The sequence below is a fragment of the Lacisediminihabitans changchengi genome (assembly GCF_016634425.1).
In the GTDB taxonomy this organism is placed as follows: domain Bacteria; phylum Actinomycetota; class Actinomycetes; order Actinomycetales; family Microbacteriaceae; genus Lacisediminihabitans; species Lacisediminihabitans changchengi.
This window is the reverse complement of sequence record NZ_JAEPES010000001.1, coordinates 668,007-694,672: the sequence shown is the minus strand read 5'-3', so window position 1 is coordinate 694,672 and position 26,666 is coordinate 668,007. Positions and strand designations below refer to the sequence as shown.

Below are 26,666 nucleotides of genomic sequence, written 5' to 3'. Positions count from 1 at the left end.
CGGAATGTAAATTGCGTCCGCGCTGCATATGAAATTAGACGGCGAGCCGCCAGGCCCATTATTGCTGGTCATGTAACGAAATCACAACTGTGTAATTGCCGAGCATTCGGCGTCAACCTATACTCCGTATATTCATCGCTCGTCGACTGCCTCCGGAGGTTCCGTGTCCGTTCGCGATGCGCTGCTCGCCATCCTCACCCTCGGACCCGCCTACGGGCATCAGTTGCACGCCGAATTGGCCATTCGCACCCCGCATCGCGGCGCGGTCAACGTCGGTCAGATTTACGGCACCCTCGATCGACTGACCGCGCGCAAACTCATCGAGCCGGCCGGGACGACGGATGACTCTCTCCCTCTGCACCGCCTCACCCGGGCAGGCCACGCCGCCGCGGATCGCTGGATGTCGACGGTGGAGCTCGCCGCGCTGCCCGAGTGGACCGAGATGCTCGACCAGGTCGTGGTCGTGACCTCGATCGCGCCGAACCGGGCCAAGAGTCTGGCCGAGGACTTCCGTCGGTGGTGGGAGGCGGATCTCGCCGCAGCCCGTGATGCCGCAAAGCCCGATTCCATGGATGCCCGGCTCGCGGCGATCGCCCGCGAGACCCAGGGCGTCGCCGCCATCGCGTGGCTGGGCTCTGCCATTGCTGCGCTCTCGGACTACGAGGGCTTTCGTCCACTCAACGAGGCGCGCCCCCGCCGTGGCCGACGCCCGGCGCCCGCACCGCCGGTCGAGTAGCGCCCGAGGAACGAGGACGCGTATCGAGACCCACCCCGCAAAACCCTCGCGGGTTTCGATGCGGCTGCTCCTTCGTCGCGGTCTACTCAACCAATCAAGTGCCGCCTACTCAACCAACCGGCTGAGAGCGGGGCCTACTTCGCCTGACCGTAGTCGTCGACGACGGCCACGGTCAGCGGGAAGGTCACCGGGGCTGCGCCGAACAGGAGCCGACCGGCTTGCGCCGCGGATTCCCGCACCGCCGCTTCGACGGAGGCCGCGGCATCCGCGGGGCAGTGCACGACGACCTCATCGTGCATGAAGAAGACCAGGTGTGGCGAGTCTGTCAGCCACGCGCCGTCGCCGAGCTCGTCGAGCGTGCCACGCAGCGTCGCCATCCAGCACAACGCCCACTCCGCCGCGCTGCCTTGCACGACGAAGTTGCGGGTGAACCGCCCCCAGCTGCGGGCCTGGCCACGGGCACGGGACACATCCGCATCGGTTGCCCCCTCGCCATAGGCCTCGGACTGGCTCGTCCGCCACACGGGTCCGGGCGGTGGCGAGCTCCTGCCCAGACGAGTGCTGACGATCTCGCCCTTCTCCCCCGCGCGGGCGGCCGTCTCCACCAGGCCGATGGCCCGCGGATACGCCCTGGTGAGCGCCGGCATGAGTCTGCCGCTCTCCCCTGTCGTCGCGCCATACATTGCCCCCAGCATGGCGACCTTCGCCTGATCACGGGTTGCCACCGCTCCGCTCGCGACGATGCCCGCGTACAGGTCACCGGCTGCGCCAGCCTCGGCCATTCCCCGATCACCCGACAACGCAGCGAGAATGCGGGGTTCCAGCTGCGAGGCGTCGGCCACGACCAATTTCCAGCCAGGATCAGCGACGACCGCGGAGCGGATTTGCTTCGGTAGTTGCAGCGCGCCGCCGCCACCCTTGCTCGCCCAGCGGCCGGTGACGACGCCGCCCGGAACATACTCAGGGTGAAATCGGCCGTGCCGCACGTTCGTGTCGAGCCAATGCCAGCCGTTCGCACTGAGCAGTCGTGCGAGCTTCTTGTATTCGAGCAGCGGCTCGATCGACGGATGCGTGAGCTTCTTCAACTCCCACGAACGGGTCGAGCGCACTATCAGTCCCGCTCGCGCGAGTGCCTTCAGCAGCTCGGGCGGTGAGTCGGGGTTGAGGGTGGGGGCGTCGAGAGCCTCCCGCAGCCGTTCGAGCACTGCCTGCAGCTTCGCCGGTCGCACGCCGGGGGCGGGTCGCGGCCCCAGGTGCCTGGCCAGGATCGCGTCGTGAACGTCTTCCCGCCATGGCAATCCCGCGTACAGGATCTCGGCGGCGACCAGCGCCCCGGCAGATTCTGCAGCGAGCAGCAGCCCGAGTCTGGCGGGATCGGCGGCACCGGCGATCGCCGCCCGCTGGAGCGCGAACTCGGCGAGTGTGTCCTCGGCAGAATTCAGCTGCGCAGGCCCGTCGAAGTCGAACAGGGCTGCATCTGCGGTCAGTTCCACGGTCTCCGGCGCGGCCCGATCCCAGCTCGAGGCCGCGCTCCGTGCCAAGGTGGAGGATGCGGTCAGGGCCGAGTTTCGCAAGATCGCATGACTCAACCGCAGGTCGACACACCGCTCGATCCGCACGCCCTCCGCCAGCAGTCGTGGGTACCAGCGTGACGTGTCGTCCCACACCCAGCGCGGGTGCCCGGCCTCCAGCTCCGCCACGGCAGCAGCCAGCCCGCTCGCACCGACATCACGCGCCTCACCGGTCGCGAGACCGCTCTCGTCGAGCGGCTGCAGCACCGCCCCGTGCGAGGACTCGAACAGGGCGACGTACACGACTCAAGTCTGCCCTGTGCCAGCGACAAGACTGTGCCGGTGACACAACTGTGCCGCCCACACGACTGTGCCAGCCACACGACTGTGCCAGCGACACGACTGTGCCCGATGACACCACTGGCTCAGATCACACGAAAGGCTCGGCGGTCTCCATCAGCCGCGACCGGATCATGAATCGGACGCCTTCCGGTGCCTCCACCGAGAAGCCGCTACCGCGTCCCTTGACCACGTCGACCGTGAGGAAGGTGTGACTCCAGTAGGCGAACTGCTCCGACGACATCCAGAAGTCGATCTCCTGCGGCTCCGAGCCATCTGGAGCGATGTCCAGACGTCCCAGCCGCACATCCTGATCCGAGGTGATGAAGTCTCCCGCTGGGTAGCACATCGGGCTGGAGCCGTCGCAGCATCCGCCGGACTGGTGGAACATCAATGGACCGTACTGGTCCCAGAGTTTGCGTAGCAGTTCGACGGCCACCGGCAGAAACTCGACCCGCGGTTTGGTTTCGCCAGGAATGGTGACAGTGGCGATAACCGTTTCGGTGGCCGTGCTTGTTGATGCAGACATCCTCGTCCTCAGCTTCCGTCGGTAGTGCGTACTTCAGTATGCGCCCGAAGGGCGTGGATCGGGCCGCCCCCCAATTTGGCCCGATCCCCGCACTGTGTTTCGGTTTAGAAGAACCCGAGCTTGTTCTCGGAGTACGACACCAACAGGTTCTTCGTCTGCTGGTAGTGGTCGAGCGCGAGCTTGTTGTTCTCGCGACCGATACCCGAACTCTTGTAGCCACCGAACGCCGCTCCGGCCGGATAGGCGTGGTAGTTGTTGATCCACACGCGACCGGCCTGGATGTCGCGGCCCGCCCGGTATGCCACGTTGCCGTTGCGCGACCAGACGCCGGCCCCGAGGCCGTATAGCGTGTCGTTGGCGATGGAGATCGCGTCGTCGTAGTCGGTGAAGCTGGTGACGGCGACGACCGGACCGAAGATCTCTTCCTGGAAGATGCGCATCTTGTTGTTGCCCTCGAAGATGGTGGGCTGCACGTAGTAGCCCTCACTGAGGTCGCCGCCGAGGTCGGCACGCTCACCGCCGAGACGCACCTTCGCACCCTCCTGCTTGCCGATGTCGAGGTAGCTCAGGATCTTCTCGAGCTGGTCGTTCGACGCCTGCGCACCGACCTGGGTGTCGGTGTCGAGCGGGTTTCCCTGCACCGCGATACGCGTGCGCTCGGTGACCGTGTCGAGGAAGGAGTCGTAGATCGGCTTCTGGATCAGAGCGCGCGAGGGGCAGGTGCAGACCTCGCCCTGGTTGAACGCGAAGAGCGTGAAACCCTCCTGCGCCTTGTCGTAGAACGCATCGTCGTGGTCTGCCACATCGGAGAAGAAGATGTTCGGCGACTTGCCGCCGAGCTCCAGTGTGACCGGGATGAGGTTGGCGCTCGCGTACTGCGAGATCAGGCGACCGGTACTGGTCTCTCCCGTGAACGCGATCTTGCGGATACGCGGGCTCGACGCGAGTGGCTTGCCCGCCTCCACCCCGAATCCGTTCACGATGTTCAGCACGCCGGCGGGGAGGATGTCCCCGATCAGCTCGATGAGCACCAGGATCGACACCGGCGTCTGTTCGGCCGGCTTCAGCACGATGGCGTTTCCTGCCGCGAGCGCCGGCGCGATCTTCCAGACCGCCATGAGGATCGGGAAGTTCCACGGGATGATCTGACCCACGACGCCGAGCGGCTCATGGAATTGGTAGGCGACCGTGTCGCCATCCAGTTCGGCGAAGTCGCCGTCTTGCGCGCGAATGGCAGAGGCGAAGTATCGGAAGTGGTCGGACGCGAGCGGAAGGTCAGCGTTCAAGGGCTCCCGGACCGGCTTGCCGTTGTCCCAGGTCTCGGCGACGGCCAGCAGCTCGAGATTCGCGTCGATGACATCCGCCATCTTGTTGAGTACTGCTGCGCGCTCGGCGGGGCTGGTCTTGCCCCAGGCGGGCGCTGCTTTGTGTGCGGCGTCGAGCGCCGCGTCGATGTCCTCGGCGGTTCCGCGGGCGACCTCGGCGAACGGCTTGCCGTTGACCGGCGAGATGTCTTCGAAGTACTGACCCTTCACCGGTGTAACCCATTCACCCCCGATCCAGTGCTCGTAGCGGGGCTTGAAGGTGACTTTTGCGTCCGGGGTACCCGGGGCCGCGTACACGGTCATAACAACTCCTGTTCGACGTCATTGTCTTTGCGGGCCTGGTGAGCCCACCAGATCAACGCTAAGCCTCGGCCGTTGCGCCGAGGTTGCAGGATGTTGCGCGCTCAGCCCAAGTCGGCTTCGATACGTTCCAGGCGCGCTACGACCGATGCGCGCTTCGGCGACTTCGGGGGCAAAAGCCGCAGACACTGCCGCCAGACCTCGGCGTCGTATGCCGCCTCGTCGGTGCGGGCGTAGGCGAGCAGGGTGTCGACCGAGGCATCGGTCAGCAGAGCGTCGCGCAGGCGACTGCTCACCTCATCCCGCAGCTCGATGATGCCCGGAGCGTTCGAGGTGGGGAGCACCCCACCCGTGTATGCACCCAGTGCGACGCGATGCGCACCACGGTCGAGGAACGCGAGAACGCGGTGCGCGTCGAGCTCGAGCCGACGGGACAGGCGGTAGGGGCGAGACAGCGGCACCAGGCTCGGATCGACGCGCTCGAGCACTTTGCGCAGTCGTACCATCTCGGCCCGGAGCGTCACCACCGAGACCTCGTGGTCGTAGAGCATCGCCGCGAGCCGGTCCACCGACAGCCCCTCGGAATGCCAGGCCAACAGAGTGAGAATCTCGGCATGACGGGCGCTGAGCTCGGCGGCACCGGAGCCGGAGGTGATCCGCCCCACATCGGTTCCGAGCACCGACAGTAGCGGCGCCGCGACGGGAGCCGCGCGGCGACGGGGCATCCGCTGTCGGGAGCGGCTGTCGTCCAGGCGGCGGATGCGTAACTCGGATTCGGCGGCGGCTACCGCGGCCTCGACCAGTGGCAGCGTGGCGGGAGCCGCGGCATCCGCTCCCCCGGTGATGTCGATGACCCCGAGCACCGCGCCCGAGCTGGGGTCGTGCACCGGCACGGCCGTGCAACTCCAGGGATGCACGATGCGGTTGAAGTGTTCGGCGCCCTGGATCTGGATGCCGTGGTCGAGAGCCAGGGCGGTGCCCGGCGCGCTGGTACCCACGACGGCTTCTGACCAATCGGCCCCCTCGACAAAGAGCATGCCCTCCGCTTTGCGACGCAGGGTGCGGTCGCCGTCGATCCAGAGCAGCCTTCCTGCCTCGTCACCGATGGCCACGATCAACCCGGCATCGAAGCTGTGCCGGATCAGCAAGCTGTGGATGGTCGGCAGAACCAGCGACATCGGATGCCCATCGCGATACTCGCGCAGATCGTCGTCGTCGAACTCGAAGCCGGGATTCACCCGGTCCGGGTCGAGGTGCAGGTCGAGCGACCGTTTCCAGGAGGCCGCGACCAGGGGACGGATGCCAGCGGCGCGGACTCCCTCGCCGATGACCGCGTCATGCGCCCGTCGCAGGCTTATCGGAGGAGCCGCCTTCAGACGCGCCACCACAGCCTCCGATCACCGATGAACGAGTGCTGCGATCCTACCCGCCGCGCCCGACCGTTGGTGAGCGAATGTCGCCCTACTCGTGCAGCAGCGTGCCGTCTTTCTTCAGCGCCTGCTTCTCGCCCGCCTCGATCGCAACCGGGAAGCGATTCTGCTTCGGCGGCATGGGGCAATTGAAGGCGTAGCTGAAGGCACAGGGCGGAAGCACCGCGCGGTTGAAGTCCAGCTCGATGGTGCCGTCGGCCTTCGGCGCGACAAACAGGAACCGGCCGACGCTGTAGGTGCTGTCGCCACTGGTGGAGTCGGAGAACACCAGTTGGAGCGCGCGCCCGGACTTGAACGCAGCGAGGTTGTAGTCGACTCCGTCCTTGGTGAAGATGATCTCACCGGGAACCGCGAGCTCACGGGTCTTGCCGTCGTCTTTGAGGTGCTCGAAACCGACCGTGGTTCCGCCCTCGATCTCGGTGAAGGTGCCCGTGATGACCCAGTCGGGGTTGTAGGGGAAGGCAGCGATGCTGCCGAACTCCTGGATGCCCTCGGAGTCGGCATCCCACACCCGGAGAGCGTACGTTCCCTCTTCGCTGGCGATGACGAAGCCGGTCACTGTCGGCCCGAAGACGATCTCGCTCGGGTTTTCGGCATCCTTACCGCGAACGACGACGGAACCATCGACCAGTTCGCCGTCGACACTGATGCCCTCAGCCGCAGTCGCGGTGAGCAGCAGGCCGGATTCGCCCTTGGGCAGCGGAGCCCAGGTGCCGGGAACGCCCCAGATTGTCTGCTCGGAGTCGATCCACTGCGTGTTGACGAGGGCGAGGCTGCCCTTCGGCTGCACGACCGAGAGCTCACGACGCGCGTGGAAGTTCTCGAACTGCGATTCGGGGGTGTTGACGGTGGTGTCGGTCATGGGTTCCATCCTGCCTTGGTTCCCTCTTTGCAACCACGCTCGACTCGCGATTATGCCCGCCGTGCGACGGGGCGGGACATGCAAGAAGCCGGCCACCGCTTACGCGATGACCGGCTTCCTTCAGATTGAACTGAAGCGCTCTCGTAGTCCCGAGGACTTAGAGGGGACGGATGTTCTCCGCCTGCGGACCCTTGGGGCCCTGCGCCAGGTCGAATTCGACCTTCTGGTTCTCGTCGAGGGACTTGTAGCCACTCGAGTTGATCGCGCTGTAGTGCGCGAACACGTCGGGGCTTCCGTCGTCGGGAGCAATGAATCCAAAGCCCTTTTCAGCGTTAAACCACTTCACGGTTCCTAGTGCCATTATTTTTCTCCTTCAGGAGTCTTCGCGCGAATCCGACTTTCGGATCCGCTCGTCGCGGTGTTCATCGTCCGCTCCCGAAAGAGTCAAGGCACCCGCCGAAGAAAATTCGAGGAGTTCCAAGCATTCAAGATGTGCGAGGTACTGCAACTGCACGTTCCACGCTAGTGCACTTCCTCCCAAACGCAACAGCTATGTGACACAAACGGAACAAGAAATTTTTCGTTCTCATCGTTCGAAGCCTCGCTACAGTGACCGCATGAGTGTCACATTCACGACGACAGTGCTGCAGGCGCCCGGGCTTCAGGCCACCGGATTGCCCGTCCCCGACCAGGTGGTGACCGACCTCGGCGGCTCGAAAAAGCCCGCGGTTACGGTCGCCATCGGCGACTACAGCTATGCGAGCACGGTCGGTTCCCGCGGCGGTGGCTATCTCATTCCGCTCAGTGCGGCGCACCGCGCCGCCCTCAACCTCAGCACCGGCGACGAGGTGGAGGTGACGCTGCACCTTGACCTCACACCCCGGACGGTCGAGATTCCGGATGACCTCGCCACAGCACTTGCACAGGTTAACGGTGCCCGCGCGGCCTTCGACGCGCTCTCCGCTTCGCGACAGAAAGCGCACGTTACGAGCGTCGAGGGCACCAAGAATCCCGATACGCGGGCCCGGCGAGTGGCCGCAGTCGTCCGGCAGGTTGTTGCCCCGTCGTGACCGAGCCGCTCCATCCGGCCAATCGGGACGTCGATCCTGCCGACGGGCGCCCGGAAACGGCGTCGCAGCGGTACGACCGCAACTGGGACGAGATCCTGCAAGAACTGCGGGTAACTCAGACCGGTACGCAGATCATGAGCGGGTTTCTTCTCACGCTTCCTTTTCAGCAGCGCTTCGCGGACATCCAGGACTACGAGCGGGTGATCTACATCGTGCTGGTGATCCTCGCGGCGACTACGACAGCCTTCGGACTTGCACCGGTCGCTCTCCATCGGCGCCTGTTCCGTCGCCACGCCAAGGAGCAGATGGTCGGTATTGCCGACGTCATCCTGCAGATCGTGCTGGTCCTGGTCTCGGTTTTGACCTCGGGGGTCGTGGTCTTTTTGTTCGGCTTCCTGGTGAACCTGATCACCGGGGTGCTCGCCGGTTGTGGGATCCTCGTGGTGCTTATCTTCTTGCTTCTCGTGCTGCCCCGCATCGCGAGGCGACGGCTCTAACCCCGCGAGATCGCCGGAAGAGGTCGCTTCGACACCCAGACGACCCCGAGTCCGACCAGCCCGATGACCGCCGCAATTAGCACGATGTAGAACGAGACCGACAGATAGCCCTCCGGCGAGGTGTTCGGATTGAGAAATGGGTACGGGTACCAGTACGACTTGCCGGTGACTGCGTCGAAGGTGATCGGACCGCGGATCAGTGTGTAGATGCCCCAGACCAAGGGAAAGATCAGAATTGGCCAGACAGCCTTCCATTCGCGCGGTCTACGCCCGGGGGCGAATAGCCAGTCGAGAATCAGATATGCCGGTGCCACCACGTGCAAGATCTCGTTCGACCACCCGAGCGTCGTGCCCTGCGGCAGCTCGATGCCTCGGAGGAGGAGGTTGTAGACGATGCCAGTGGTGGCCATATAGGTGACCGCCGCAGCACGCAAGCCGAGGTACCACCCACGGTCGTCTCGATCACCCCGGAGCAGAAACCATGCTCCGAGCAGAGCGACGACAACAGTCAGCACGTTCGACTCGATCGTGAAGAAACTGAAGAAGTTGACCACCTGCACGACGGGGTTGTCGATGCCCGCGTCGCGCCAGTTGCTGAGACTCAGCGAAAGCTGCCCGACGATGGCCACGATGACGGTGATGGCAATCAGCACCCGAGTAGCGATGGCAAGTCTTCTCATACGCGTGCAGCCTGTCTCATGCGCTCACTGTAGCGGCCCGTCATCCCGCTGCCACGGAGGCATCACACGTAGGTGTGCAGCAACTGCCATTCTTGTCGGCTTTCGTCGAACAGCACGTCGAACATGCGTGTCTCCCCCGCGTCGCTCGTGCCCTGAAACCGCCACCCGAGCGGCATCTGATCGGGTGGGTGGGTGATCGCCGCATAGTCGACGTCGAGCGCGGTCGGGGTATCGCTTACCCGGTATCGTCGGCCGTCCCAGACGAAGCGCTCGGGGATCCCCCGCACGCCCGTCCACACTGTCACTGTCGCACCCACGAGTGTCATCTCAGCTCCCTTTTAACACTCGAACATATGTTCGATGGTTTCGACTCTAAGCCTCGGCACCGACATCCGCCAGTCGGGTTGGATGATCGCTGCGACGTCGGGTGTACGGTCTGCGGAATGGTGCGACCGACAAGTTTTCTTGGCGAGCGGGTTGCGGTCATCCCGCATCCCAGCATTGACAGCGCGCTGCAGCAACCGATAACTCGTCACCTGACCGTCACGATGGCAGGGCTGTTCCCTGAGGCCACAGGGCACTGGAAAGACCGGCCGGAAGGCATCCCCGAAGCCGTCATCCTGGTCTGCACCGCTGGCACCGGAGCGGTGGTGGTCGACGGCGCGCGCACGCGCATCGGAGCATCGACGGCGATCCTGATTCCGCCGTCATTGCCACACAGCTACGGCGCCTCAGACGAGGCACCATGGACGATCTGGTGGTGCCACCTGCGGGGGCTCGTCGTCGACGATCTCATTGCCGAGGCCGGCACGGCGGCCGACCGCCGAATCCTTGCACTTCGGTCGCCCGAGCGTGTGGTCGCCGGAATCGACGAGATCGTCACCTTGCTCGAGAAAGACGTCTCGCGTGCGCGGCTCATTGCTGCGTCTGGCGCCGCGTGGAAGCTGCTCACTCAGATTGCCACCGAACGGCTGCTGCCGCTGAACGGTGACCCGCTCCAGCGCGCGATGGAGTATCTCGCCAGCCGACTCGACAGCCGCGTGCAGGTTCCCGATCTTGCACGGCTGGTGGGGGTATCGCCGTCGCATCTCAGCGGGCTATTCCACCGTGCAACGGGAGGCGGCGTGCTCGCACACCACACAGCTCTGCGCATGGCGCGGGCACGACAACTGCTGGACTCCACGTCGATGACTGTGGCCGCGATCGGTGCGGACGTCGGCTACACCGACCCGTTCTACTTCTCCCGGCACTTTCAGAAAATGCACGGGGTTAGCCCCACGGAGTATCGCAGCCAGCGAAAGGGCTGAGCTGGGGTGCTACGCCCGGTTACGAATGGCGCGCAGGATGAAGCCGATGACGCCAACCAGCAGCAGGATGATGGCGATGTAGATCAGCCACTTGACCGCGGTGATGGCGATACCGAAGCCGAAGAAGATCAGAGCGAGAACGATGAGGACGATGAATAGAGCGGGCATGACGAGGAGTGAACTCGTGAACCCCGCCGCTGTCTAGCTGCCAGCTCGAAAGTCGAGAGGAAATCGACGGACGCCCTGGCGCTCCGCTGCAAATCGCCGACCGGCGGTTCGCCGAGGAGAATCGCTGCGTTGAGCTTCGGGGGGCTCCCCGGGTTGCCCAATCGAAGGGCGCCGGCCAGCACTCGCCACTGCGCGCCTTCGGAAACTCAGGAAGTATGTCGACGCACCGGGAGCGAAGCGCGCTGCGGTGTTTCCTTTTCCTGAGTTTCCGAAGGGGCGAAGGCCGGGTGCGTGGGACACCGTTACTGTGCAGCGGCCTCGGTCGGCACGCGAAGAATCTTGTCCATTGCTTTACCTTTAGCGAGTTCGTCGACGAGTTTGTCGAGGTAGCGGATCTGCTGCATGAGCGGATCCTCCACGTTCTCAACGCGAACGCCGCACACCACCCCGGTGATCAGCGCGGCGTGAGGGTTCATGGGCGCGTCGGCGAAGAACTGCTCGAAGGTCGACCCGCCGGCGATGTGACGACGAAGTGTCGCCTCGTCGAAGCCGGTCAACCACGTGATCACCTGATCGAGCTCGGAGGTTGTCCTTCCCTTGCGCTCGACCTTCGTCACGTAGAGCGGATAGACCGCCGCGAACGCGGTACTGAAGATCCTCGGCACACCGCCAGCGTAGGTGCTGCGACAACGAAGATCGAGAAGAAGTAAAAGTTATGTAGGGCGGACGGGACTTGAACCCGTGACCGACGGATTATGAGTCCGCTGCTCTAACCAGCTGAGCTACCGCCCCGTGCGCGACGAAATCAGGAGAGTTCGAGCGACGCATCGGTGACCGGATCGGTCACCTTTTCTCCACGATACAGCGCTTCGAAGATGCTCAAGGTGCGCTGGATGTCGTGGGCCGCGATGTAGCGAAGACTCCATTTTTTCATCGCGGTGGTCTCGGCATCCGTCTGAGTGAGCACGGTGGTGAGCTTGGCCGCCAGATCATCGACATCACCGGGCGTGAACAGGTAACCGTTCTCCCCGTTGTGCACCAGGTGGGGCAGCGCCATCGCATCGGCCGCGACGATCGGCACGCCAGAAGCCATGGCCTCCATGGTGGCGATGCTCTGCAGTTCGGCGATCGACGGCATGGCGAACACCGTCGCGTGAGTGAGAGCGTCGTGCAGCTCTTCCTCGGTCACATATCCGGTGAAGGTCGTGCGGTCGGCGATTCCGAGGGTCTTCGCCAACTGCTGCAGCTGGTTCATCAGGTCGCCGCCTCCGACGATCTGCAGCTTCGCATCGAGAGCCGGATCGAGTATCGCCACCGCTTTCATCAGTTCGTCGATGTGCTTCTCGGCGGTGACCCGACCGACGAAGAGGATGCGGTTCTCGGTGCGCTTCTCGAAGCTGGGCGTGTACAACGACGCATCGATGCCGCAGGAAACCGCGTGGACATCGGTGATGTCGGTCTCCGCCTCGAGGAAATCGGCGGCCTTGCGTGACGGCGACGTGACGGCGGAGACGAGGTGGTAGGTCTTCGCCGCGTCGTTCCAGGCGATGCGGGCCGCGGTGCGCCGCAGGAACTTCGGGAGCAGGGTGTGCTCCATGAGGTTCTCGGGCATGAAGTGGTTGGTGGCGACAACCGGGATGTTTCGAATTACCGCCTCGCGGGTGAGGCCACGGCCCACCACGATGTGCGACTGGATATGGATGACGTCGGGCTGGAAGTCATCCAGGATCTTGCGGGAGTAGTGGCGCACCCGCCACGGCCAGACGAACCGCAGCCAGTCGTGCGGGTACCAACGCTGGGATGGCAGGCGGTAGACGCCGAAGGTGACGCCCTCGTGGGTCTCGCGGATGAAGCCGCGCTTGCGGCCCGATGCCGGCGAAACGACGCGCACGTCGTGTCCGCGCTCGGTGAGGCCGGCGGCAAGACGAGCGGAGAACATCGCCGCTCCGTTGACATCGGGCGGGAAGGTGTCGACCCCGATCAGGATCTTGAGCGGTCGCGTCGGGTCGGCGTCCTCGCGGGGCGCGTGGTCCGGCAAATCAGTCACGGTGAGGAGATCCTTGCGGTAGACAACGGAAATTTCAGCTTATCGCTGGGACTGCGGATGGTACTTCGCGAGCTGGAACACACCATAAACGGCCAGGGCCCCCGCGACGATGAACGCCACGATCGCCCACCATTCTGCGTTCGACGCCTCGCGGAGCACGATGATGCCGATCGTCACGGCGACGAGCGGGTCAATGACGGTGAGTCCCGCGATCACCAGGTCGGGCGGACCCGACGCGTAGGCGGTTTGCACGAAATAGCCGCCGAGGGCCGTCGCGGCGATCAGCGCGATCACGCACACGATCGTGAGCCACTCGAAGCCGTTTGCGCCATAGGTGATGATCGTCTGGATACGGCCGATGACCACCTTGGCGAGCGTCGCCACGAAGCCGTACAGCACACCGGCACCGACGATGTAGATGATCGCCTTGAATCGGTGACGAAAAAACACGAACGCCAGCGCGAACAGCGCGGTGATGATCAGCAGCAGGATCAGCACGGTGGACAGCTCGCGCTCGGTGATCTCCTTCTCCTGAGCCTGGAACGCCGCGATGGTCACGAACACCGCGACGCCGACGATGCAGAATGAGATCGACCTGATGGTCGGCAGCGTGAGCTTTACGCCGGATACCCGGGCGTTGACGATCGCGGTGAGCACGAGGGCCACGGCGCCCAGCGGCTGCACCACGATGATCGGTGCGAAATACAGCGCGGTCAGCTGAAGCACTACCGCGAGGCCGAGCATGAGCGTCCCGAACAGCCAGGATGGCCGGCGCAGTAGCGCAAACAACTGGCCGATGCGGAGGGCCGTTGCCTCGCCGCCCTCCTTCTGGGCGTCCACCTTGTTCACACCGCGGTGCTGCAGCTGTGCGCCGAAGGCGAGGAATACCGCGCCCACGAGAGCGATGGGGATGCCGATGTAGGTCCTGGTCGACAGGAGCGCGGTGGAGGCGACCTCGAATAGCACTGGTGTCACGAAGGCGACCCTACCCGCTGACGGGTCGATATTCTTGGCGAATGGCCGTACTCCCCATTCAGATCACGGGTGAACCCGTACTCCACTCCCGAGCCCGTGAGGTGACCAGCTTCGACGACGAGTTGGCGACCCTGGTTGACGACATGTTCGAGACCATGGAGAAGGCTCCGGGGGTCGGGTTGGCAGCGCCGCAGGTCGGAGTTCCGCTGCGGGTCTTCGTCTACAACTGGGTGGACGACGACGAGGTGCTGTGGCGTGGTGTCGCGATCAACCCCGAGCTCTGGATCAGTCCGGTGCCGATCGGGGAAGCGGATGAGGACGACGAGTCCGAGGGGTGCCTCTCGGTTCCGGGCGAACGTTTTCCCCTGCGCCGGGCGGAGCTCACCATCCTGCGCGCCGTCGATCTGGGGCAGCAGCCGTTCGAGATCCGTGCCGAAGGATGGCTGGCCCGAATCTTCCAGCACGAGTACGACCACCTCGACGGCGTGCTCTACGTCGACCGGCTCGAGCACTCCCACGCTAAATCAGCGGCGAAGGCGATTCGCAAGAACGGCTGGGGAAAGCCCGGCGAGTCGTGGTTGCCGGGAACCGACGACCTCGACGCGTAGCGCGATTGCCCCGCGGCGTCATCCCTCCGCGGGGATGCTCGCCGCTGCGGCACGAATCGTTGCCAGCAGTTGCTCGGGTGCGACGTCTTTGAACAACACCGCGAACACCCCGTCGGTGGCGTCGTCCACGGTCTCGTCGGTGACCTCCACCGCGGTGAGCAGGATGACGCGGGGCGCAGGCCCGAGGGCACGCACCTCCGTGTCACGGGAGAGATGATTGGCGGCGACCAGCCCGTTGACACGCGGCATCTGGATGTCCATGAGCACGACATCCGTCAGCTCGTTGCGCGCCAGAGCGAGCACCTGCGCACCGTCGCTCGCTTCGCCCAGAACGACGAGGTCGGGCTGCGAGTCGAGCACCATGCGATAGCCCTGGCGCTGAAGCGGCTGGTCGTCGGCCAACACGATCCGGATGACCGGGGCCGCGGGCAGGTTTGTCACGACTGGTCCAGATTCACACCGTGCACGCCGTTGTCGTAGCGCAACGCCGGGAAGATTGCGGAGATCGAAAAGCCGACGCCCGGCACCGTGTAGGCGTTGAGGATGCCGCCAAACAGTGCCGCGCGCTCTCGCATCTCGGTGATGCCCGGACCGCTGACGACGTTCGTGAGGGCATGGAGGTCTTCATCGATCGTGTACGGACGCTCGCGCGATTCGGCGTTCGGGTCGCGTCCGACGCGCACGGCGGCGTTCTTCGCGCCCTCATCGTCGACGAGCACCTGGAGGCCCTCCTCGGTCCAGGTGAACGACACCCTGACCCTGGTGCCCTCTCCCCCGTATTCGAGCGCGTTGGACAATGCCTCCTGCAGGATGCGGTAAATCGCCAGCTCCGCACCCTCCTTCAGGTCGAAGCGCTGACCGGTCTCCACGAAATCGATGTCGAGGCCGTTGTCCCGCATCACCGCGAACAGGTCGCGCGCGGTCTTGAGCCGCGGCTGTGGGGAGGCTGCGGCCTCGCCGTCCTGCACGACGCTCATGACCCGGCGGAGGTCTGCGAGGGTGGAGCGGGCGGTGTCGGCGATCACGGCCGCGGAGCGCACTGCGGCATCCGGATCGGTCTTGGCGGCGTACTGAGCGCCATCGGCCTGGCTGATGATGACCGACACGGAGTGCACCGCGACCTCGTGCAGCTCGCGCACTATACGCAAGCGGCCGAGCTGCTCTTGCAGCTCGACGTCGGTGTCGAGGCGGTGCCGTTCGGCCGCGATGCGGGCAAGTCGCTGGCGTCGACGACCGCGGGCGGTCACCGCCCAGAGGATGGCGAAGACGATCACCAAAACGAATAGCACGGCGGTCGCGATGGCGAGCACCATCGTCAGGAACTGTGCGTTCTCGGCGAGCCAAGCGTCCACGTGTGTCTCCCTCTGGCCCCGGTTGAAGCCCGAACTAGAGGGTAGCGGTGATTTGTAAGTCGAGTAGCGCGGGCCCTCACGCGCTACTCGACCGACCAACTACCGCTGGCGGGGGGAGGCGTTCGCGCGAATGACCTCGAGTCGGGCGCGGTACTCCACCTCGTCGATGTCACCCTGGGCGAAGCGCTCAGCCAGCGTCGACTCCGCGCTCGTGCCGGCAGTCCAGCCGCCGAAGCCCGGATGCCCGCCCTGGGCAGCCCAGGTGCGGCGCCAGCGACGACGACCGAGCGTGGCGACGAGCACGATGACCGCTATCCAGAACAGCGGAATCAGCAGGAAGAACAGCCCGAAACCGCCCACGAACGGCGGGCCCCACGGGTGAGACATAGCGAAAGTGGAGAGCATGGTGAATCCTTGTCTGTAGAGGTTCCGGCGGAACCGTTACCTCAAGACTCGCCGTACCCCGACATCAGCGAATCTGCCCAGCGGATGCACTCGGATACTCCCGTGAGAGCAGTCAGGCCTAGTCGGTGTAGGCCGCGCGCACCAGGCCGGTCTCGTAGGCGACCACCACGAGCTGCACCCGGTCGCGAGCAGCGAGCTTCGCCATGATGCGGGAGACGTGCGTTTTCGCGGTCAGCGGGCTGAGATACAGCCGGCGCCCGATCTCGTCATTGGTAAGCCCCAGCCCGACCAGCCCGAGCACCTCGCGCTCGCGCTCGGTGAGCACCGAGAGCTGCCGGGTATCTGGCGCCTCACCGAGGGTCGCGGCCACGCGCTCGAGCAGGCGTTTCGTCACGCCCGGCGACAGCAGTGCATCGCCCCCTGCCACCACGTGCACAGCACGGATGAGTTCCACGGGCTCGGTGTCTTTCACCAGAAAGCCGCTCGCACCAGCGCGGATCGCCCGCGCCACGTATTCGTCAAGCTCGAAGGTCGTCACGATCACGATGTGCGTGTCGGCGAGCGTGGGGTTCGCCACGATCTGTTCAGTGGCCCAGAGTCCGTCGCCATCGGGCATCCGGATGTCCATGAGCACGACGTCGGGGCGTTCGCGCGTGACCAGGCTGACGGCGTCGCTTCCCGTGCCGGCCTCCCCCACGATCTCGAGGTCTGGCTCCGCCTCGAGCAGCGAGCGGAAGCCCGCCCGGATGAGCTGCTGATCGTCGGCGATCGCGACGCGGATCATGGGGTGTCCTTCGTGCCTGGCTGTGTCTGGGTGGGAATCGTGGCGCGCACCTCAAACCCGCCGACCGCGCGCGGTCCTGCTTCGAGCGTGCCACCGAGCAGGTCGGCGCGCTCGTGCATGCCGAGCAGACCGCGCCCGCCATTCGTCGACACCGGCACACCGGTGCCGTTGTCGGTCACAGTCAGCCGGTATTCCCCGTCGATCTGCTCCGCCAGCACGGTCACCCTTGTCGCCTTCGCGTGCCGAAGCACATTCGTGAGGGACTCCTGGGCGATGCGGTATAGCGCGAGCTGTGCCGGCGCGGGCGGCGGCGAACTGATGCGATTGTGCACGTCGACGGCAATGCCCTGCGCCTCGATCGAGGCGGCCAGCCCAGCGAGACGGGAGAGGTCGGGCTCGGGGACGAGGGGCGCGCCGGGATCCGCGCCATCCTCCGCGCGCAGCACCCCCAGCATCGACCGAACCTCGTCGAGCGCGGACTTGCTGCTCTCCTTGATGCTGGCCAGGGCATCCTTCGCCTTGTCGGGCTGGGTGTCCATGAGATGCAGGCCGACGCTGGCCTGCACATTGATCTGGCTGAGCGAATGCGCGAGGACGTCGTGCAGTTCGCGGGCGATCCGCACCCGCTCGGCCTGCACCTCCGACTGTTTGCGTTCGGCGAACCGCCGGGAGAACTCGAGGAAGTTGTCGCGGCGCGTGCGAACGGCCTCCCCGAGCCCCATGACGATCAGGATGCCGAGCGTGATCGCCGCGATGCGCTGCGGCGGCAGATCAAGCCCGCCGAGCAACGCGATCGCGATCACCAACACCCAGGCGGCCGCGACCGAGATCCAGGCCCAGAGCCGCGCACCGCGAACGATCGACGAGACCAGGGCGAAGGCGAGGGCCACATATGGCGGCCTGTTCACGTCGTGGAACAGCAGGATGTCGGCCGACGCAGCCGCCGCGGTCACCGCGATCACCGGACCGGGCCACCGGCGCGCGCCGATCAACACGATAGGCCCGACCAGGGTGATGGCGAGGGAGAGGACGAACCAGCCGAGTGACGACTCGGTAACGCGCTCGAGACCGTGCCCGGGGACCACGTGAACGAAGGACCCCGGCACCTGGACGAACAGGCTGATGATCACCGGCACCCAGAGCCGGGCCCAGCGGGAGGACTGCTGCACGCGGGCGTGCCGTTCGATCTCGTGCTCGATCCCCGGCTCCTGCCAGCGGTCGCGCCAGCGCTCGCGCGCGAACCGACCCGAGTGTGGCATGCCTTGATCGTAGTTCGGGGTGGGCACCGCGACATCCGCTCTGCGGAGCCTGCGGGCTACTCCCTGGGGAGTACTGACCCCTCGGGGAGAGCGGATGCGGCGGCGTACGTGTCGGCGAAGCGCCGGTAGTTGCGGGCGACCGCCGCCACCAACTCCTGCTCTGAGCCGCCGGCGAGGTGATCGCGCAGCGGCTGCTCCCAGATGCTGCGGCCGATCGCGAAGCCGATGAACCCCTCCACCGGAGCCGCGATGGTGAGCCAGTGGTCGAGGCGGTCGGCTGGCGCATCCCGACCGAGCACGATGCAGCACACCTCGTCGCGTCCGCCCTGGCGTGCGGTGCGCACAATCAGCTCGGCGGCCTCGGTGGTCTCCAGCCCCTCAATCTTCCAAATCGTCGGCTCGATCTTGTGCTGCTGGAACTCGGTGATCACCCGGGCGGTGAGAGCTGGACGGACATCGCGATCGTAACGGTCCACGTCGCCGTCGACGCTGGCCAGCTGTGACGGGCTCGCCGGAACCAGCAGCTCGATGATGAAGCTCCGGGCTGCCTCGGCCAGCAGCTCGGAGACCAGGGCGAGATCTTCGAACTGCTTCTCGCGGGCATCCGGGGCGTCGTCGGGGTTGTCGCGCACCAGGAGCTTCACCTGGTCGGGGTCGAAGTCGGCGATGTGGTCGAGCCATTCGCCGCCGGTGATGGTGCCGTACTCGAGGGTGAAGTGCTTCTGGCCGCTCTTCTCGATGGGCATCGCCAGGTCCACTCCCCGCTCGTGCGCTCGGCGGGCGACCTGAGCACCGAAACGCTCGTCGACGAGGACACCGGCGGAGGCGGCATCCGCTGCGCTGGTAGTCGCTTGCCCACCGTTCGCGGACTGGACGGGTGACGAGCCGCCCGCGGCCGTGTCGATTGCGGCCAGCAGGCCGTCGAAGATGAGCGACTTGCCGTGCACGATCTGCGCAGCTTGCTCGGGTGTCGGGTCGGCGGTGAATCCGTACACGTCGCGCTCGAGAGAATCGCGATGATCCATCGCCAGCAGGAAGATACTCACGTGCGCCTCCTTCGCCCGGGCGAACTTCGCCTTTAACGAACGAAAGTCGCAGGGGGTGGAGCCCCTTGCGACTATCGAGCTCCCCGACTTGGACTCGAACCAAGAACCGCCGCATTAACAGTGCGATGCTCTGCCAATTGAGCTATCGAGGATTGCTGTGAACAGCGTGATTACTTTACCAAAGGTTGGGCTTCTGCAAAATCGACGCATCCCGCGCGCGTCGCGCCCGCCCGGTCCCTCCCCACCTCCCACCTTGCATCTCCCTCGCCTACCCTCGCCTCCCCCCTTCGGAAACTCAGGAATGTGGTCACCGCGCCCCGCGATACGCGGGTGTATCGGGCCTCGCGCTGGCCAGAGTCCTGAGTTTCCGTTGGGCGCTGCCGCGGATGGGGTTGGCCGAGTTGGCTGGTGCGGCGGGGCTGCGCCTGCTCGAAATCCCCTCGCGGATTGGGAAACTCAGGAAAGTGGTCACGCCAAGCGGGATGCCGCCCGATCGCTCGTGGGGAGCCGCGACCACCTTCCTGAGTTTCCCTAAGGGTGCAGGGCAGGGCAGGGCAGGGCAGTCGGGGCGCGAGCGCGAGCGGGGCAGGCGTGGCGCGGACGCCAGCAGGACCGGCGGAGGCGCGGGCGCCGGCTAGGCAGGCAGAAGGTAGGTGGGTGACGGGACAGCGGCTGGCGCGCCGACGGGGGTGGGGATGCCGGTGGTCCGGTCGAGGCGGAAGCTGGTCACCGTGCTGGAGAGCTGGTTGGCCACGTGCAGGGTCTCGCCCGCGACGATGAGGTGCCTCGGCCAGTCACCGCCCGTGGGAAGCGAGAACGCCGGCGCGAGGTCGCCGCGGTGGGCGACTGCGATGCGGTTGGAGCCGCGGAGGCCGGTGTAGAGCCAGTCGCCGTAGGCCGCGAGGGCGGCGGCGTGATCGCCCGGTGCCCAGTCGGCGACGGAACGGCCCGAGGCGAGAATGGCGCCATGCTCGTTCAGACGAAACAGCGCACCGCTCAATTCGCCGAGGGCGAAGATCTCGCCGTCGGTCAGCAGCAGATCGCGGGGACCGGTTGCGGGCGGGAACTCCGTTTCGGCGACAAGCATGAGTGATGGCGAGTCGGGGCGAATCGTCTCGTCGATGGCAAACGTCGCCTCGGCCGGATCGCGTTGGCCGCCGACCAGCCGCTGCTCGCGCACCAGGTCCGAACCGAGATCGGCGCTCAGAACACTCTCCCCCACCGGCAGGGTCGAGTGCAGGTGCGGGCCCTCCTGGGCCGCGTGCGGCCCGGAACCCGTGCCGCGCAGCGTGTCGACAAGCTCACCGACACTTCCGTCGACGTTCAGTGTGAATCGGTCGGCAGTTCCTCCGACATAGTTCGCGACGTATAGGTGATCCTGAGTCACCGAGATGTGACAGGGGGCCGCGCCACTCGTCGCCTGGCCGCCGAGGGGCTCGAGCATCCCGGGGGCGACGACACGATACGCCTCGATGCGCGCTGCTGCCTCATCAACTGCGTACAGGATGCCGGCGCCAACGGAATTCGGATGGCCATGCGCGAGAAACGACGGCGAGGAGGCTTCGGCGGCCACGCCGCGGTACTCGAGCGTGCCGTCGTCCCGAGTCTGCGCCCACCCGATCCCTCGCGCCTGGCCACCCATCGACGCGGTGTACGACCCGACCCAGAAATCGGTCAATAGCCGAGCGTCGAATCGACGACTCCGACGAACCGAGCGTCGCCGAGGAAGGCCTCCGTGTTCTCCTGGATTCGCGCTGCGAGCAGCGGCTGCACCATCTCCGGGGTGTCGGCGACGTGCGGGGTGATGATGGCAAGCGGCTCGCTCCAGAGCGGGTGTCCGTCGGGGAGCGGCTCCGGGTCGGTGACATCGAGGCCGGCGCCGCTGATCAGTCGGCTGGCGAGGGCTCCTGCCAGGGCATCCGTGTCGACGAGTCCTCCGCGGGCGATGTTCACCAGGATGGCGGTGTCACGCATGGCGGTCAGCTCGACTTCACCGATGAGGTGTTTGGTGTCGTCGGTAAACGCCGCGGCGATCACGACGACGTCGGCGTCGGGGAGCACGTCGAGAAGGTGCTCAGCGGTCACCGTGCGATGCGCGCCGGGAACGGCGTCTGGGCTGCGGCGCACGATGGTGATTCTGACGCCGAACGGTTCGAGTAGGCGGATCAGTTCGAGGGCGATCCCGCCCGCTCCGACGATGAGCACCTCGAGACCGAACAGCGAGGTACCGGTCTTGTTGGTATCCCAGGTTCTGGCCAGGACGCGCTTCGGCAGTTCGCGCAGCAGGGCGAGGGTCAGGGTGAGGGCGTGCTCGGCGACCGGCTGAGCGAACGACCCCTTGGCACTGGTCCAGAGCAGGTCTGGTCGCCGGGCGATCAGCTCGCGGTACGCGTCAACTCCGGCCAGCGGGAGCTGGACCCAGCCCACGTTGCGGTGAGTGTCGAGGTACCCCTCGAGTGGTCCAGCGCCGTGGGAGGTCCAGACGATGGCGCGAGCGTCCAGGTCGGTGTCGGTAACGACGCCGCCTCCCGCACGAACGGCTTCGGCGTACAGGTCGTCGAATTCAGGAACGATCGCGACCGGCCCTCCTTCGGGCCGAAGATCGGCCGCCAGCGGCTCGGCCTGGATTGCGATAACGGCGCGGTGCTGACTCATGGAGTGGTTCCTTCGAGGTCGAGGGTGCGGTCGATCGGTTCGGGATGGATCATCGTCGGGCGTGTGCGCGACAGGTCTTTGACGTACTCGTGTTCCGGCCGCTCGAGCACCTCGGCTGGCGTACCGAGGCCGACCAGAATGCCGTGCTGCATCACCGCAAGACGGTCGGAGATGCTGGTGGCGACCGACAGGTCACTGCTGATGATCAGCGCCGAAAACGCCCGATCCTGCTGCAGGTCGCGCAAGGCATCGAGCACACCCTGCCGCACCGACACGTCGACGCCGCGGGTCGGCTCGTCGGCGATCAGGAGCACCGGCTCCAGGATGAGGGCGCGGGCCAGCGCGACCCGTTGCCGCTGTCCACTGCTCAACTCCCACGGCATCCGGTTCATCACGCTGAGGGGAAGGCGCACGGCATCGACCAGGTAGGCGACGGCGTCCGCCGCCTCCCTCGTGTTGAACTTGCGGTCACGGCGGTAGATCGGCTCGGCGATGCTCTCAGCGATGGTGAAGGTGGAGTCGAGGCGTTCGGCGCCGTCCTGCGGCAGGTGGCCGACCCGGAGCGTGATCTTGTCGCGCCCACGGTGGCCGAGCCGACGCATCCGTCGACCGAGCACCTCGAGCGTGCCCCCGCAGATCTCGGGCACACCGAGGCCGGGATGGGTGCGGTAGGCAAGCCCGGCCATGGCGAGACCGAGCGTCGATTTGCCGGCACCGGCCTCGCCGACCAGACCGACGACCTCGCCCAGACCGATGTCGAGCGTCACGCCGCGCACCGCCACATACTCGGGCGACGCGGTGTTGGAGCGGTAGTGGATCGAGACGTCCCGCGCCCTGACCACCGGAAGTGCATCCCCCGATGCGACCATGTCAGCCAGCCTCCTTCACGCTCGCCGCGCGTTCTTCCGCGACGATCGCTCGCAGTTCTTCGCGGCGGCGCTCCTGGTCGAGAGGGTCGGGCACCGGCAGCGATGCCAGCAGACGACGGGTGTACGGATGTCGCGGCGCTCCCAACACCTCGGCGCCAGTCCCCTCCTCAACCAGATCACCGTGGTACAGCACCGCGATGCGGTCGGCGAGCAGGTCAACCACCGCGAGGTCGTGGCTGATGAAGAGGGCAGCGAAGCCGAATTCCTTCTGCAGCTCGGCGAACAGCTCGAGCACGCGGGCCTGCACCGAGACGTCGAGGGCGCTGGTCGGCTCGTCGGCGATCAACAGGCGGGGCTGCAAGGCGAGAGCGCGGGCGAGCGAGGCACGCTGTCGCTGGCCACCGCTCAGTTCGTGCGGGTAGCGGTCCCCGAACGAGCGCGGCAGCTGCACTGCCTCGAGCAACTCGTGCACTCGGGTGCGGGCGGCGAGGGCATCCGCCGCTCCCCCGTGAACGATGAGCGGCTCGGCCACGCACTCGGCGATGGTGAGCAGCGGGTTGAAGCTGGTGGCGGGGTCTTGGAAGACGAAGCCGATCTCTTTGCGCAGCGGTCGGAAGTTCCGCTCCTTCACCCCGAGCATCTCCTGGCCGAGCACCTTCAGCGACCCACCGCTGACCTTGGTGAGGCCGGCGATGGCGCGCCCGATCGTGGTCTTTCCCGATCCGCTCTCACCGACCAGCCCGAGCACCTCTCGGGTGCCGATCTCGAAGCTGACCCCGTTGACCGCTCGGAATCCCTTCTGACCGAGGCGACCCGGATACTCGATGACGAGGTCATTCGCGACGACGAGCGACTCGGTCGGGGCGAGGGCACGGTCGATCGCGCGCTCGCGCGTCTGTGCGGTTCCGGTGCCGATGCGCGGCACGGCGGCGAGAAGCTTCTTGGTGTAGTCCGCCTGCGGATTCGAGAACAGCGTGACGACGTCCGCCTGCTCGACGAGCTCGCCCTGATACATCACGGCAACCCGATCGGCAAGGTCGGCGACCACACCCATGTTGTGGGTGATCAGCACGATCGCCGTGTCGAACTCGTCGCGGCAACGCCGCAGCAGGTCGAGGATCTCGGCCTGCACCGTCACGTCGAGCGCGGTGGTCGGCTCGTCGGCGACGATGACGGCGGGGTCGAGCACGAGCGCCATCGCGATGACCACGCGCTGCTTCTGCCCGCCCGAGAACTGGTGCGGGTAGTAGTCGATGCGGGTCGCGGCATCTGGAATACCGACCTTGGTCAGGATGTCGACGGCTTTCGCCCTCGCCTCGGCCCTGCTGTACTTTCCGTGGGCACGCAGCCCCTCGATGATCTGCCAGCCGACCGTGTACACCGGATTCAGCGCGGTGGACGGCTCCTGGAACACCATCGCGGCGCTGGCGCCCCGCAATTCGCGCAGGCGCGAGTGGCTGACGGTGACGACGTTGTCGCCGCCGAGCAGCACCACCCCCGACGCCGTGGCCGTCTCGGGCAGGAGGCCGAGGATCGTCTTGGCGGTGACGGTCTTGCCACTGCCCGACTCGCCGACGATGGCGAGAACCTCGCCCGCGGCGACCGCCAGGCTGACGCCGTCGACCGCGCGGACATCCCCACCGTCGGTGGCGAAAGTGACCGTGAGGTCAGTGATGCCGACCGCCTGCTCGCCCCGCTTCAGCGTGCTCATCTCTGCTCCTCGCGTTCGCGTGCATCCGGGTCGTCGGCTTCGAGCTCGTCGATGTCGGAGACCATATCGAGGCTGCCCCCGGGCACGGTCGATACCGCTGCGACGGTCGCCGCGCCACCGCTGCGGCGACGGGTACGCAGCCGCGGGTCGGCCAGGTCGTTCAGGCTCTCACCCACCAGGGTGAGTCCGAGAACGACCAGCACGATGGCGAGGCCGGGGAACAGCGACGTCCACCAGATTCCGCTCGTGACGTCCGAGATCGACTTGTTGAGGTCGTAGCCCCACTCGGCAGCCTTCGTCGGCTCGATGCCGAAGCCGAGGAAGCCGAGACCTGCGAGGGTCAGCAGGGCCTCTGACGCGTTGAGGGTGAAGATTAGTGGAAGCGACCGGGTGGCATTGCGCAGGATGTGGCGGAACATGATGCGCGCGCTACTCGCCCCGATCACCTTGGCCGACTCGACGTACGCCTCGGACTTGATGCGCACCGTCTCGGCGCGGATCACCCGGAAATACTGCGGGATGAATACCACGGTGATCGAGACCGCGGCCGAGAGGATTCCAGGCCAGAGCCCCGACTGACCGCCGGAGATCACGATCGAGAACACGATCGCCAGCAGCAGGCTCGGGAAGGCGTAGACGGCGTCGCCGATGGTCACCAGCACACGGTCGACCCAGCCACCGATATAACCGGAGACCAGACCGATCAGGATGCCCGCGAAAACAGAGAGGACGAGTGCAACGACGATGACCAGGGCCGCGGTCTGCGCTCCCCAGATCACCCGGGAGAGCACGTCGTAGCCGCCGACCGTTGTGCCCAGGAGGTGCTTGCCGCCCGGAGGCAACTGTGCGCCGAAGTTGCCCGAATCATCTTTCAGCTGGTCGTACCGATACGGGGCGAGCAGCGGCGCGAAGATCGCGGTCAGCACGAAGATCGCCGTGATGACGAGTCCGGCGATGAGCATGCCGCGCTGCAGGCCGACGCTCTGGCGCAGCTGGTGCACGACCGGGATGCGCTGCCAGAGCGGGCGCTTGGGGGTGGCGATGGTGGTCATCAGTACCTCACTCGGGGATCGACAAGTGCCGCGATGATGTCGACGATGAAGTTGGTCACGGCGACGATGACCGCGAGCAGCGCGACGATGCCCTGCACGGCCACGAAGTCACGCGCGGAGAGGTACTGGGCCAGCATGAAGCCGAGCCCCTTCCATTCGAAGGTCGTCTCGGTGAGCACCGCACCACCGAGCAGCAGCGCGATCTGCAGGCCGATGACCGTGATGATCGGAACCAGGGCGGGCTTGTACGCGTGCTTGCGAACCAGCCGGAACTCGCTCACACCGCGCGAACGCGCCGCGTCGACGTATTCGGAGGACAGCGTTCCGATGACGTTCGTGCGCACCAGACGGAGAAAGACCCCCGCGGTGAGCAGGCCGAGCGCAATGCCGGGCAGCACAGCGTGCTGCAGAACGTCGCCGATGGCGGCCGGGTCGCCGGTGAGGAACGAGTCGATCAGGTAGATGCCGGTCTTGTTGGGCAGCAGCTGGATCTCCAGCTCGGTACTCGTCGACGCTCTCCCCGCGATCGGCAGCACGTCGAGCCACACTCCGAACACGAGTTTCAGCAGGAGACCGGCGAAGAACACCGGGGTGGCGTAGAACAGGATGGCGAGAACCCGCAGAATCGCGTCGGGCCAGCGGTCACGCAGGTACGCGGCGAGCATGCCGAGCGGGATACCGACCACGAAGGCGACGATCAGCGCGTAGAAGGCGAGTTCGAGTGTCGCGCCGCCGTAGGTGAGCAGCACCTCGCTGATCGGGCGGTTGTCGCTGATGGTGGTGCCGAAGTTGCCGGTGAAGATCTGGCCGAGGTACTCGAAGTACTGCACCAGGATCGGGCGGTCATAGCCTGCGGCATGGATGCGCTCTTGCAGTTGCACGGCGTTGAGCTTGCCGCCGAGCGATGCGGTGATGGGATCGCCGATCACCCGCAGCAGAAGAAACACCATCGTGACCAGGATGAAGATGGTCGGGAAGATGAGCAGGAAGCGCACCAGGATGTAGCGACCGAGGCTGCCACCCCTGGTCTTCTTCGCTGCTGTCGGCTCGGGAACCCCGGGAGGGGCATCCGTCGTAACGGCGGTTGACGTCATCGTGACCAATCGATCAAAGGTGATGCAGATGGAAAGGGCGACCCGCTACCTGCGT

29 protein-coding genes and 2 tRNA genes are annotated in these 26,666 nt (G+C 66.0%); 5 read left to right on the top strand and 26 right to left on the bottom strand.

Translation table 11 applies throughout. From position 1 onward, the window contains the following. Positions 1-163: 163 nt before the first annotated feature. The gene (locus IV501_RS03305) at positions 164-736 is read left to right on the top strand and encodes a PadR family transcriptional regulator (RefSeq protein WP_200554967.1); all 573 of its coding nucleotides are present in this window, start codon (positions 164-166) and stop codon (positions 734-736) included. A gap of 134 nt (positions 737-870) precedes the next feature. Here IV501_RS03305 and IV501_RS03300 read toward each other — a convergent pair whose 3' ends face one another. From IV501_RS03300 to IV501_RS03275, 6 genes are all read right to left on the bottom strand, one after another. After that, positions 871-2,550: a bifunctional 3'-5' exonuclease/DNA polymerase gene (locus tag IV501_RS03300; RefSeq protein WP_200554966.1), complete on the bottom strand. Its 1,680-nt coding sequence runs from the start codon at positions 2,548-2,550 to the stop codon at positions 871-873. Positions 2,551-2,677: 127 nt separating this feature from the next. Continuing rightward, entirely contained in the window at positions 2,678-3,115 is a 438-nt protein-coding gene (locus IV501_RS03295) for a DUF779 domain-containing protein (protein ID WP_200554965.1), read from the bottom strand. Positions 3,116-3,219: 104 nt separating this feature from the next. After that, positions 3,220-4,743 carry an acetaldehyde dehydrogenase ExaC gene (gene exaC / locus IV501_RS03290; protein WP_200554964.1) on the bottom strand — a complete coding sequence of 508 codons (1,524 nt, stop codon included), beginning with the start codon at positions 4,741-4,743 and terminating at the stop codon, positions 3,220-3,222. 101 nt (positions 4,744-4,844) lie between these two features. Continuing rightward, positions 4,845-6,125, bottom strand: coding sequence for a transcriptional regulator (locus IV501_RS03285; RefSeq protein ID WP_307812153.1), 1,281 nt, complete (start codon positions 6,123-6,125; stop codon positions 4,845-4,847). A gap of 76 nt (positions 6,126-6,201) precedes the next feature. Further along, on the bottom strand, positions 6,202-7,032 hold the full coding sequence (locus IV501_RS03280; protein WP_200554962.1) for a DUF1684 domain-containing protein: 831 nt from the start codon (positions 7,030-7,032) through the stop codon (positions 6,202-6,204). A 157-nt stretch (positions 7,033-7,189) separates the two neighbouring features. Beyond that, positions 7,190-7,393: a cold-shock protein gene (locus IV501_RS03275; RefSeq protein ID WP_200554961.1), complete on the bottom strand. Its 204-nt coding sequence runs from the start codon at positions 7,391-7,393 to the stop codon at positions 7,190-7,192. 256 nt (positions 7,394-7,649) lie between these two features. Here IV501_RS03275 and IV501_RS03270 point away from each other — a divergent pair, with 256 nt between their 5' ends. Together IV501_RS03270 and IV501_RS03265 are read left to right on the top strand one after the other, a co-directional pair. After that, entirely contained in the window at positions 7,650-8,102 is a 453-nt protein-coding gene (locus IV501_RS03270; RefSeq protein ID WP_200554960.1) for a YdeI/OmpD-associated family protein, read from the top strand. Beyond that, a complete protein-coding gene (locus IV501_RS03265) occupies positions 8,099-8,599 on the top strand; it encodes a DUF6328 family protein (RefSeq protein ID WP_200554959.1) in 501 nt (166 codons plus the stop codon). The genes IV501_RS03270 and IV501_RS03265 overlap by 4 nt, the downstream gene beginning before the upstream one ends. Here IV501_RS03265 and IV501_RS03260 read toward each other — a convergent pair. Together IV501_RS03260 and IV501_RS03255 are read right to left on the bottom strand one after the other, a co-directional pair. After that, positions 8,596-9,279, bottom strand: coding sequence for a Pr6Pr family membrane protein (locus tag IV501_RS03260; protein WP_200554958.1), 684 nt, complete (start codon positions 9,277-9,279; stop codon positions 8,596-8,598). The two genes, IV501_RS03265 and IV501_RS03260, sit on opposite strands and share 4 nt — an antisense overlap. A 62-nt stretch (positions 9,280-9,341) precedes the next feature. Further along, a complete protein-coding gene (locus IV501_RS03255) occupies positions 9,342-9,605 on the bottom strand; it encodes a hypothetical protein (protein ID WP_200554957.1) in 264 nt (87 codons plus the stop codon). 117 nt (positions 9,606-9,722) lie between these two features. On the opposite strand from IV501_RS03255, the gene IV501_RS03250 reads away from it, so the two are divergent. Further along, entirely contained in the window at positions 9,723-10,586 is an 864-nt protein-coding gene (locus IV501_RS03250; RefSeq protein ID WP_200554956.1) for an AraC family transcriptional regulator, read from the top strand. Positions 10,587-10,595: 9 nt separating this feature from the next. Here IV501_RS03250 and IV501_RS03245 read toward each other — a convergent pair whose 3' ends face one another. The 5 genes from IV501_RS03245 to IV501_RS03225 all read right to left on the bottom strand — a co-directional run bounded on the left by IV501_RS03245 (position 10,596) and on the right by IV501_RS03225 (position 13,776). Next, a complete protein-coding gene (locus IV501_RS03245; RefSeq protein ID WP_200554955.1) occupies positions 10,596-10,754 on the bottom strand; it encodes a hypothetical protein in 159 nt (52 codons plus the stop codon). 302 nt (positions 10,755-11,056) lie between these two features. Beyond that, the gene (locus tag IV501_RS03240) at positions 11,057-11,419 is read right to left on the bottom strand and encodes a DUF2200 domain-containing protein (protein WP_200554954.1); all 363 of its coding nucleotides are present in this window, start codon (positions 11,417-11,419) and stop codon (positions 11,057-11,059) included. A gap of 53 nt (positions 11,420-11,472) precedes the next feature. After that, positions 11,473-11,546 (bottom strand) — tRNA-Ile (locus tag IV501_RS03235). Positions 11,547-11,559: 13 nt separating this feature from the next. Next, entirely contained in the window at positions 11,560-12,801 is a 1,242-nt protein-coding gene (locus tag IV501_RS03230; RefSeq protein ID WP_307812152.1) for a glycosyltransferase, read from the bottom strand. A 39-nt stretch (positions 12,802-12,840) separates the two neighbouring features. Beyond that, the gene (locus tag IV501_RS03225) at positions 12,841-13,776 is read right to left on the bottom strand and encodes a DMT family transporter (protein ID WP_307812151.1); all 936 of its coding nucleotides are present in this window, start codon (positions 13,774-13,776) and stop codon (positions 12,841-12,843) included. Positions 13,777-13,817: 41 nt separating this feature from the next. Between IV501_RS03225 and def the strand changes: the two genes are divergently transcribed. Then, on the top strand, positions 13,818-14,384 hold the full coding sequence (gene def / locus IV501_RS03220) for a peptide deformylase (RefSeq protein ID WP_200554953.1): 567 nt from the start codon (positions 13,818-13,820) through the stop codon (positions 14,382-14,384). 18 nt (positions 14,385-14,402) lie between these two features. Here def and IV501_RS03215 read toward each other — a convergent pair whose 3' ends face one another. From IV501_RS03215 to IV501_RS03155, 13 genes are all read right to left on the bottom strand, one after another. Then, positions 14,403-14,825, bottom strand: a complete 423-nt coding sequence (locus IV501_RS03215; protein WP_200554952.1) for a response regulator — start codon at positions 14,823-14,825, stop codon at positions 14,403-14,405. Continuing rightward, positions 14,822-15,736, bottom strand: a complete 915-nt coding sequence (locus IV501_RS03210; protein WP_307812150.1) for a sensor histidine kinase — start codon at positions 15,734-15,736, stop codon at positions 14,822-14,824. Before IV501_RS03210 ends, IV501_RS03215 begins: the two co-directional genes overlap by 4 nt. Positions 15,737-15,835: 99 nt before the next feature. After that, positions 15,836-16,123 carry an SHOCT domain-containing protein gene (locus IV501_RS03205; RefSeq protein ID WP_234698105.1) on the bottom strand — a complete coding sequence of 96 codons (288 nt, stop codon included), beginning with the start codon at positions 16,121-16,123 and terminating at the stop codon, positions 15,836-15,838. A gap of 136 nt (positions 16,124-16,259) precedes the next feature. Beyond that, a complete protein-coding gene (locus IV501_RS03200; protein ID WP_200554950.1) occupies positions 16,260-16,925 on the bottom strand; it encodes a response regulator in 666 nt (221 codons plus the stop codon). Then, positions 16,922-18,184 (bottom strand): sensor histidine kinase, encoded by a 1,263-nt coding sequence (locus tag IV501_RS03195; RefSeq protein ID WP_200554949.1) that lies wholly within the window; start codon positions 18,182-18,184, stop codon positions 16,922-16,924. Before IV501_RS03195 ends, IV501_RS03200 begins: the two co-directional genes overlap by 4 nt. A 56-nt stretch (positions 18,185-18,240) precedes the next feature. Beyond that, positions 18,241-19,230, bottom strand: coding sequence for a 2-deoxy-5-keto-D-gluconate 6-phosphate aldolase domain-containing protein (locus IV501_RS03190; protein ID WP_200554948.1), 990 nt, complete (start codon positions 19,228-19,230; stop codon positions 18,241-18,243). A 79-nt stretch (positions 19,231-19,309) separates the two neighbouring features. After that, positions 19,310-19,382 (bottom strand) — tRNA-Asn (locus IV501_RS03185). Positions 19,383-19,864: 482 nt separating this feature from the next. Next, complete coding sequence (locus IV501_RS03180) at positions 19,865-20,908, bottom strand: lactonase family protein (RefSeq protein ID WP_200554947.1); 1,044 nt, start codon at positions 20,906-20,908, stop codon at positions 19,865-19,867. Further along, positions 20,905-21,885 carry a D-isomer specific 2-hydroxyacid dehydrogenase family protein gene (locus IV501_RS03175; RefSeq protein WP_200554946.1) on the bottom strand — a complete coding sequence of 327 codons (981 nt, stop codon included), beginning with the start codon at positions 21,883-21,885 and terminating at the stop codon, positions 20,905-20,907. Before IV501_RS03175 ends, IV501_RS03180 begins: the two co-directional genes overlap by 4 nt. After that, on the bottom strand, positions 21,882-22,754 hold the full coding sequence (locus IV501_RS03170; RefSeq protein ID WP_200554945.1) for an ATP-binding cassette domain-containing protein: 873 nt from the start codon (positions 22,752-22,754) through the stop codon (positions 21,882-21,884). The genes IV501_RS03175 and IV501_RS03170 overlap by 4 nt, the downstream gene beginning before the upstream one ends. A 1-nt stretch (position 22,755) precedes the next feature. Next, entirely contained in the window at positions 22,756-24,465 is a 1,710-nt protein-coding gene (locus IV501_RS03165) for a dipeptide ABC transporter ATP-binding protein (protein ID WP_200554944.1), read from the bottom strand. Further along, positions 24,462-25,517 carry an ABC transporter permease gene (locus IV501_RS03160; RefSeq protein ID WP_200554943.1) on the bottom strand — a complete coding sequence of 352 codons (1,056 nt, stop codon included), beginning with the start codon at positions 25,515-25,517 and terminating at the stop codon, positions 24,462-24,464. Before IV501_RS03160 ends, IV501_RS03165 begins: the two co-directional genes overlap by 4 nt. Continuing rightward, the gene (locus IV501_RS03155) at positions 25,517-26,611 is read right to left on the bottom strand and encodes an ABC transporter permease (RefSeq protein ID WP_200554942.1); all 1,095 of its coding nucleotides are present in this window, start codon (positions 26,609-26,611) and stop codon (positions 25,517-25,519) included. Before IV501_RS03155 ends, IV501_RS03160 begins: the two co-directional genes overlap by 1 nt. Positions 26,612-26,666 lie beyond the last annotated feature (55 nt).

Coding starts and splice junctions, on each gene's coding strand:
- exaC (WP_200554964.1), bottom strand. CDS start 4,743: ATGACCGTGTACGCGGCCCCGGGTACCCCGGACGCAAAAGTCACCTTC.
- def (WP_200554953.1), top strand. CDS start 13,818: ATGGCCGTACTCCCCATTCAGATCACGGGTGAACCCGTACTCCACTCC.
- IV501_RS03260 (WP_200554958.1), bottom strand. CDS start 9,279: ATGAGAAGACTTGCCATCGCTACTCGGGTGCTGATTGCCATCACCGTC.
- IV501_RS03250 (WP_200554956.1), top strand. CDS start 9,723: ATGGTGCGACCGACAAGTTTTCTTGGCGAGCGGGTTGCGGTCATCCCG.
- IV501_RS03270 (WP_200554960.1), top strand. CDS start 7,650: ATGAGTGTCACATTCACGACGACAGTGCTGCAGGCGCCCGGGCTTCAG.
- IV501_RS03175 (WP_200554946.1), bottom strand. CDS start 21,885: ATGAGTCAGCACCGCGCCGTTATCGCAATCCAGGCCGAGCCGCTGGCG.
- IV501_RS03155 (WP_200554942.1), bottom strand. CDS start 26,611: ATGACGTCAACCGCCGTTACGACGGATGCCCCTCCCGGGGTTCCCGAG.
- IV501_RS03200 (WP_200554950.1), bottom strand. CDS start 16,925: ATGATCCGCGTCGCGATCGCCGACGATCAGCAGCTCATCCGGGCGGGC.
- IV501_RS03275 (WP_200554961.1), bottom strand. CDS start 7,393: ATGGCACTAGGAACCGTGAAGTGGTTTAACGCTGAAAAGGGCTTTGGA.
- IV501_RS03295 (WP_200554965.1), bottom strand. CDS start 3,115: ATGTCTGCATCAACAAGCACGGCCACCGAAACGGTTATCGCCACTGTC.
- IV501_RS03195 (WP_200554949.1), bottom strand. CDS start 18,184: ATGCCACACTCGGGTCGGTTCGCGCGCGAGCGCTGGCGCGACCGCTGG.
- IV501_RS03255 (WP_200554957.1), bottom strand. CDS start 9,605: ATGACACTCGTGGGTGCGACAGTGACAGTGTGGACGGGCGTGCGGGGG.
- IV501_RS03205 (WP_234698105.1), bottom strand. CDS start 16,123: ATGTCTCACCCGTGGGGCCCGCCGTTCGTGGGCGGTTTCGGGCTGTTC.
- IV501_RS03160 (WP_200554943.1), bottom strand. CDS start 25,517: ATGACCACCATCGCCACCCCCAAGCGCCCGCTCTGGCAGCGCATCCCG.
- IV501_RS03170 (WP_200554945.1), bottom strand. CDS start 22,754: ATGGTCGCATCGGGGGATGCACTTCCGGTGGTCAGGGCGCGGGACGTC.
- IV501_RS03245 (WP_200554955.1), bottom strand. CDS start 10,754: ATGCCCGCTCTATTCATCGTCCTCATCGTTCTCGCTCTGATCTTCTTC.
- IV501_RS03165 (WP_200554944.1), bottom strand. CDS start 24,465: ATGAGCACGCTGAAGCGGGGCGAGCAGGCGGTCGGCATCACTGACCTC.
- IV501_RS03280 (WP_200554962.1), bottom strand. CDS start 7,032: ATGACCGACACCACCGTCAACACCCCCGAATCGCAGTTCGAGAACTTC.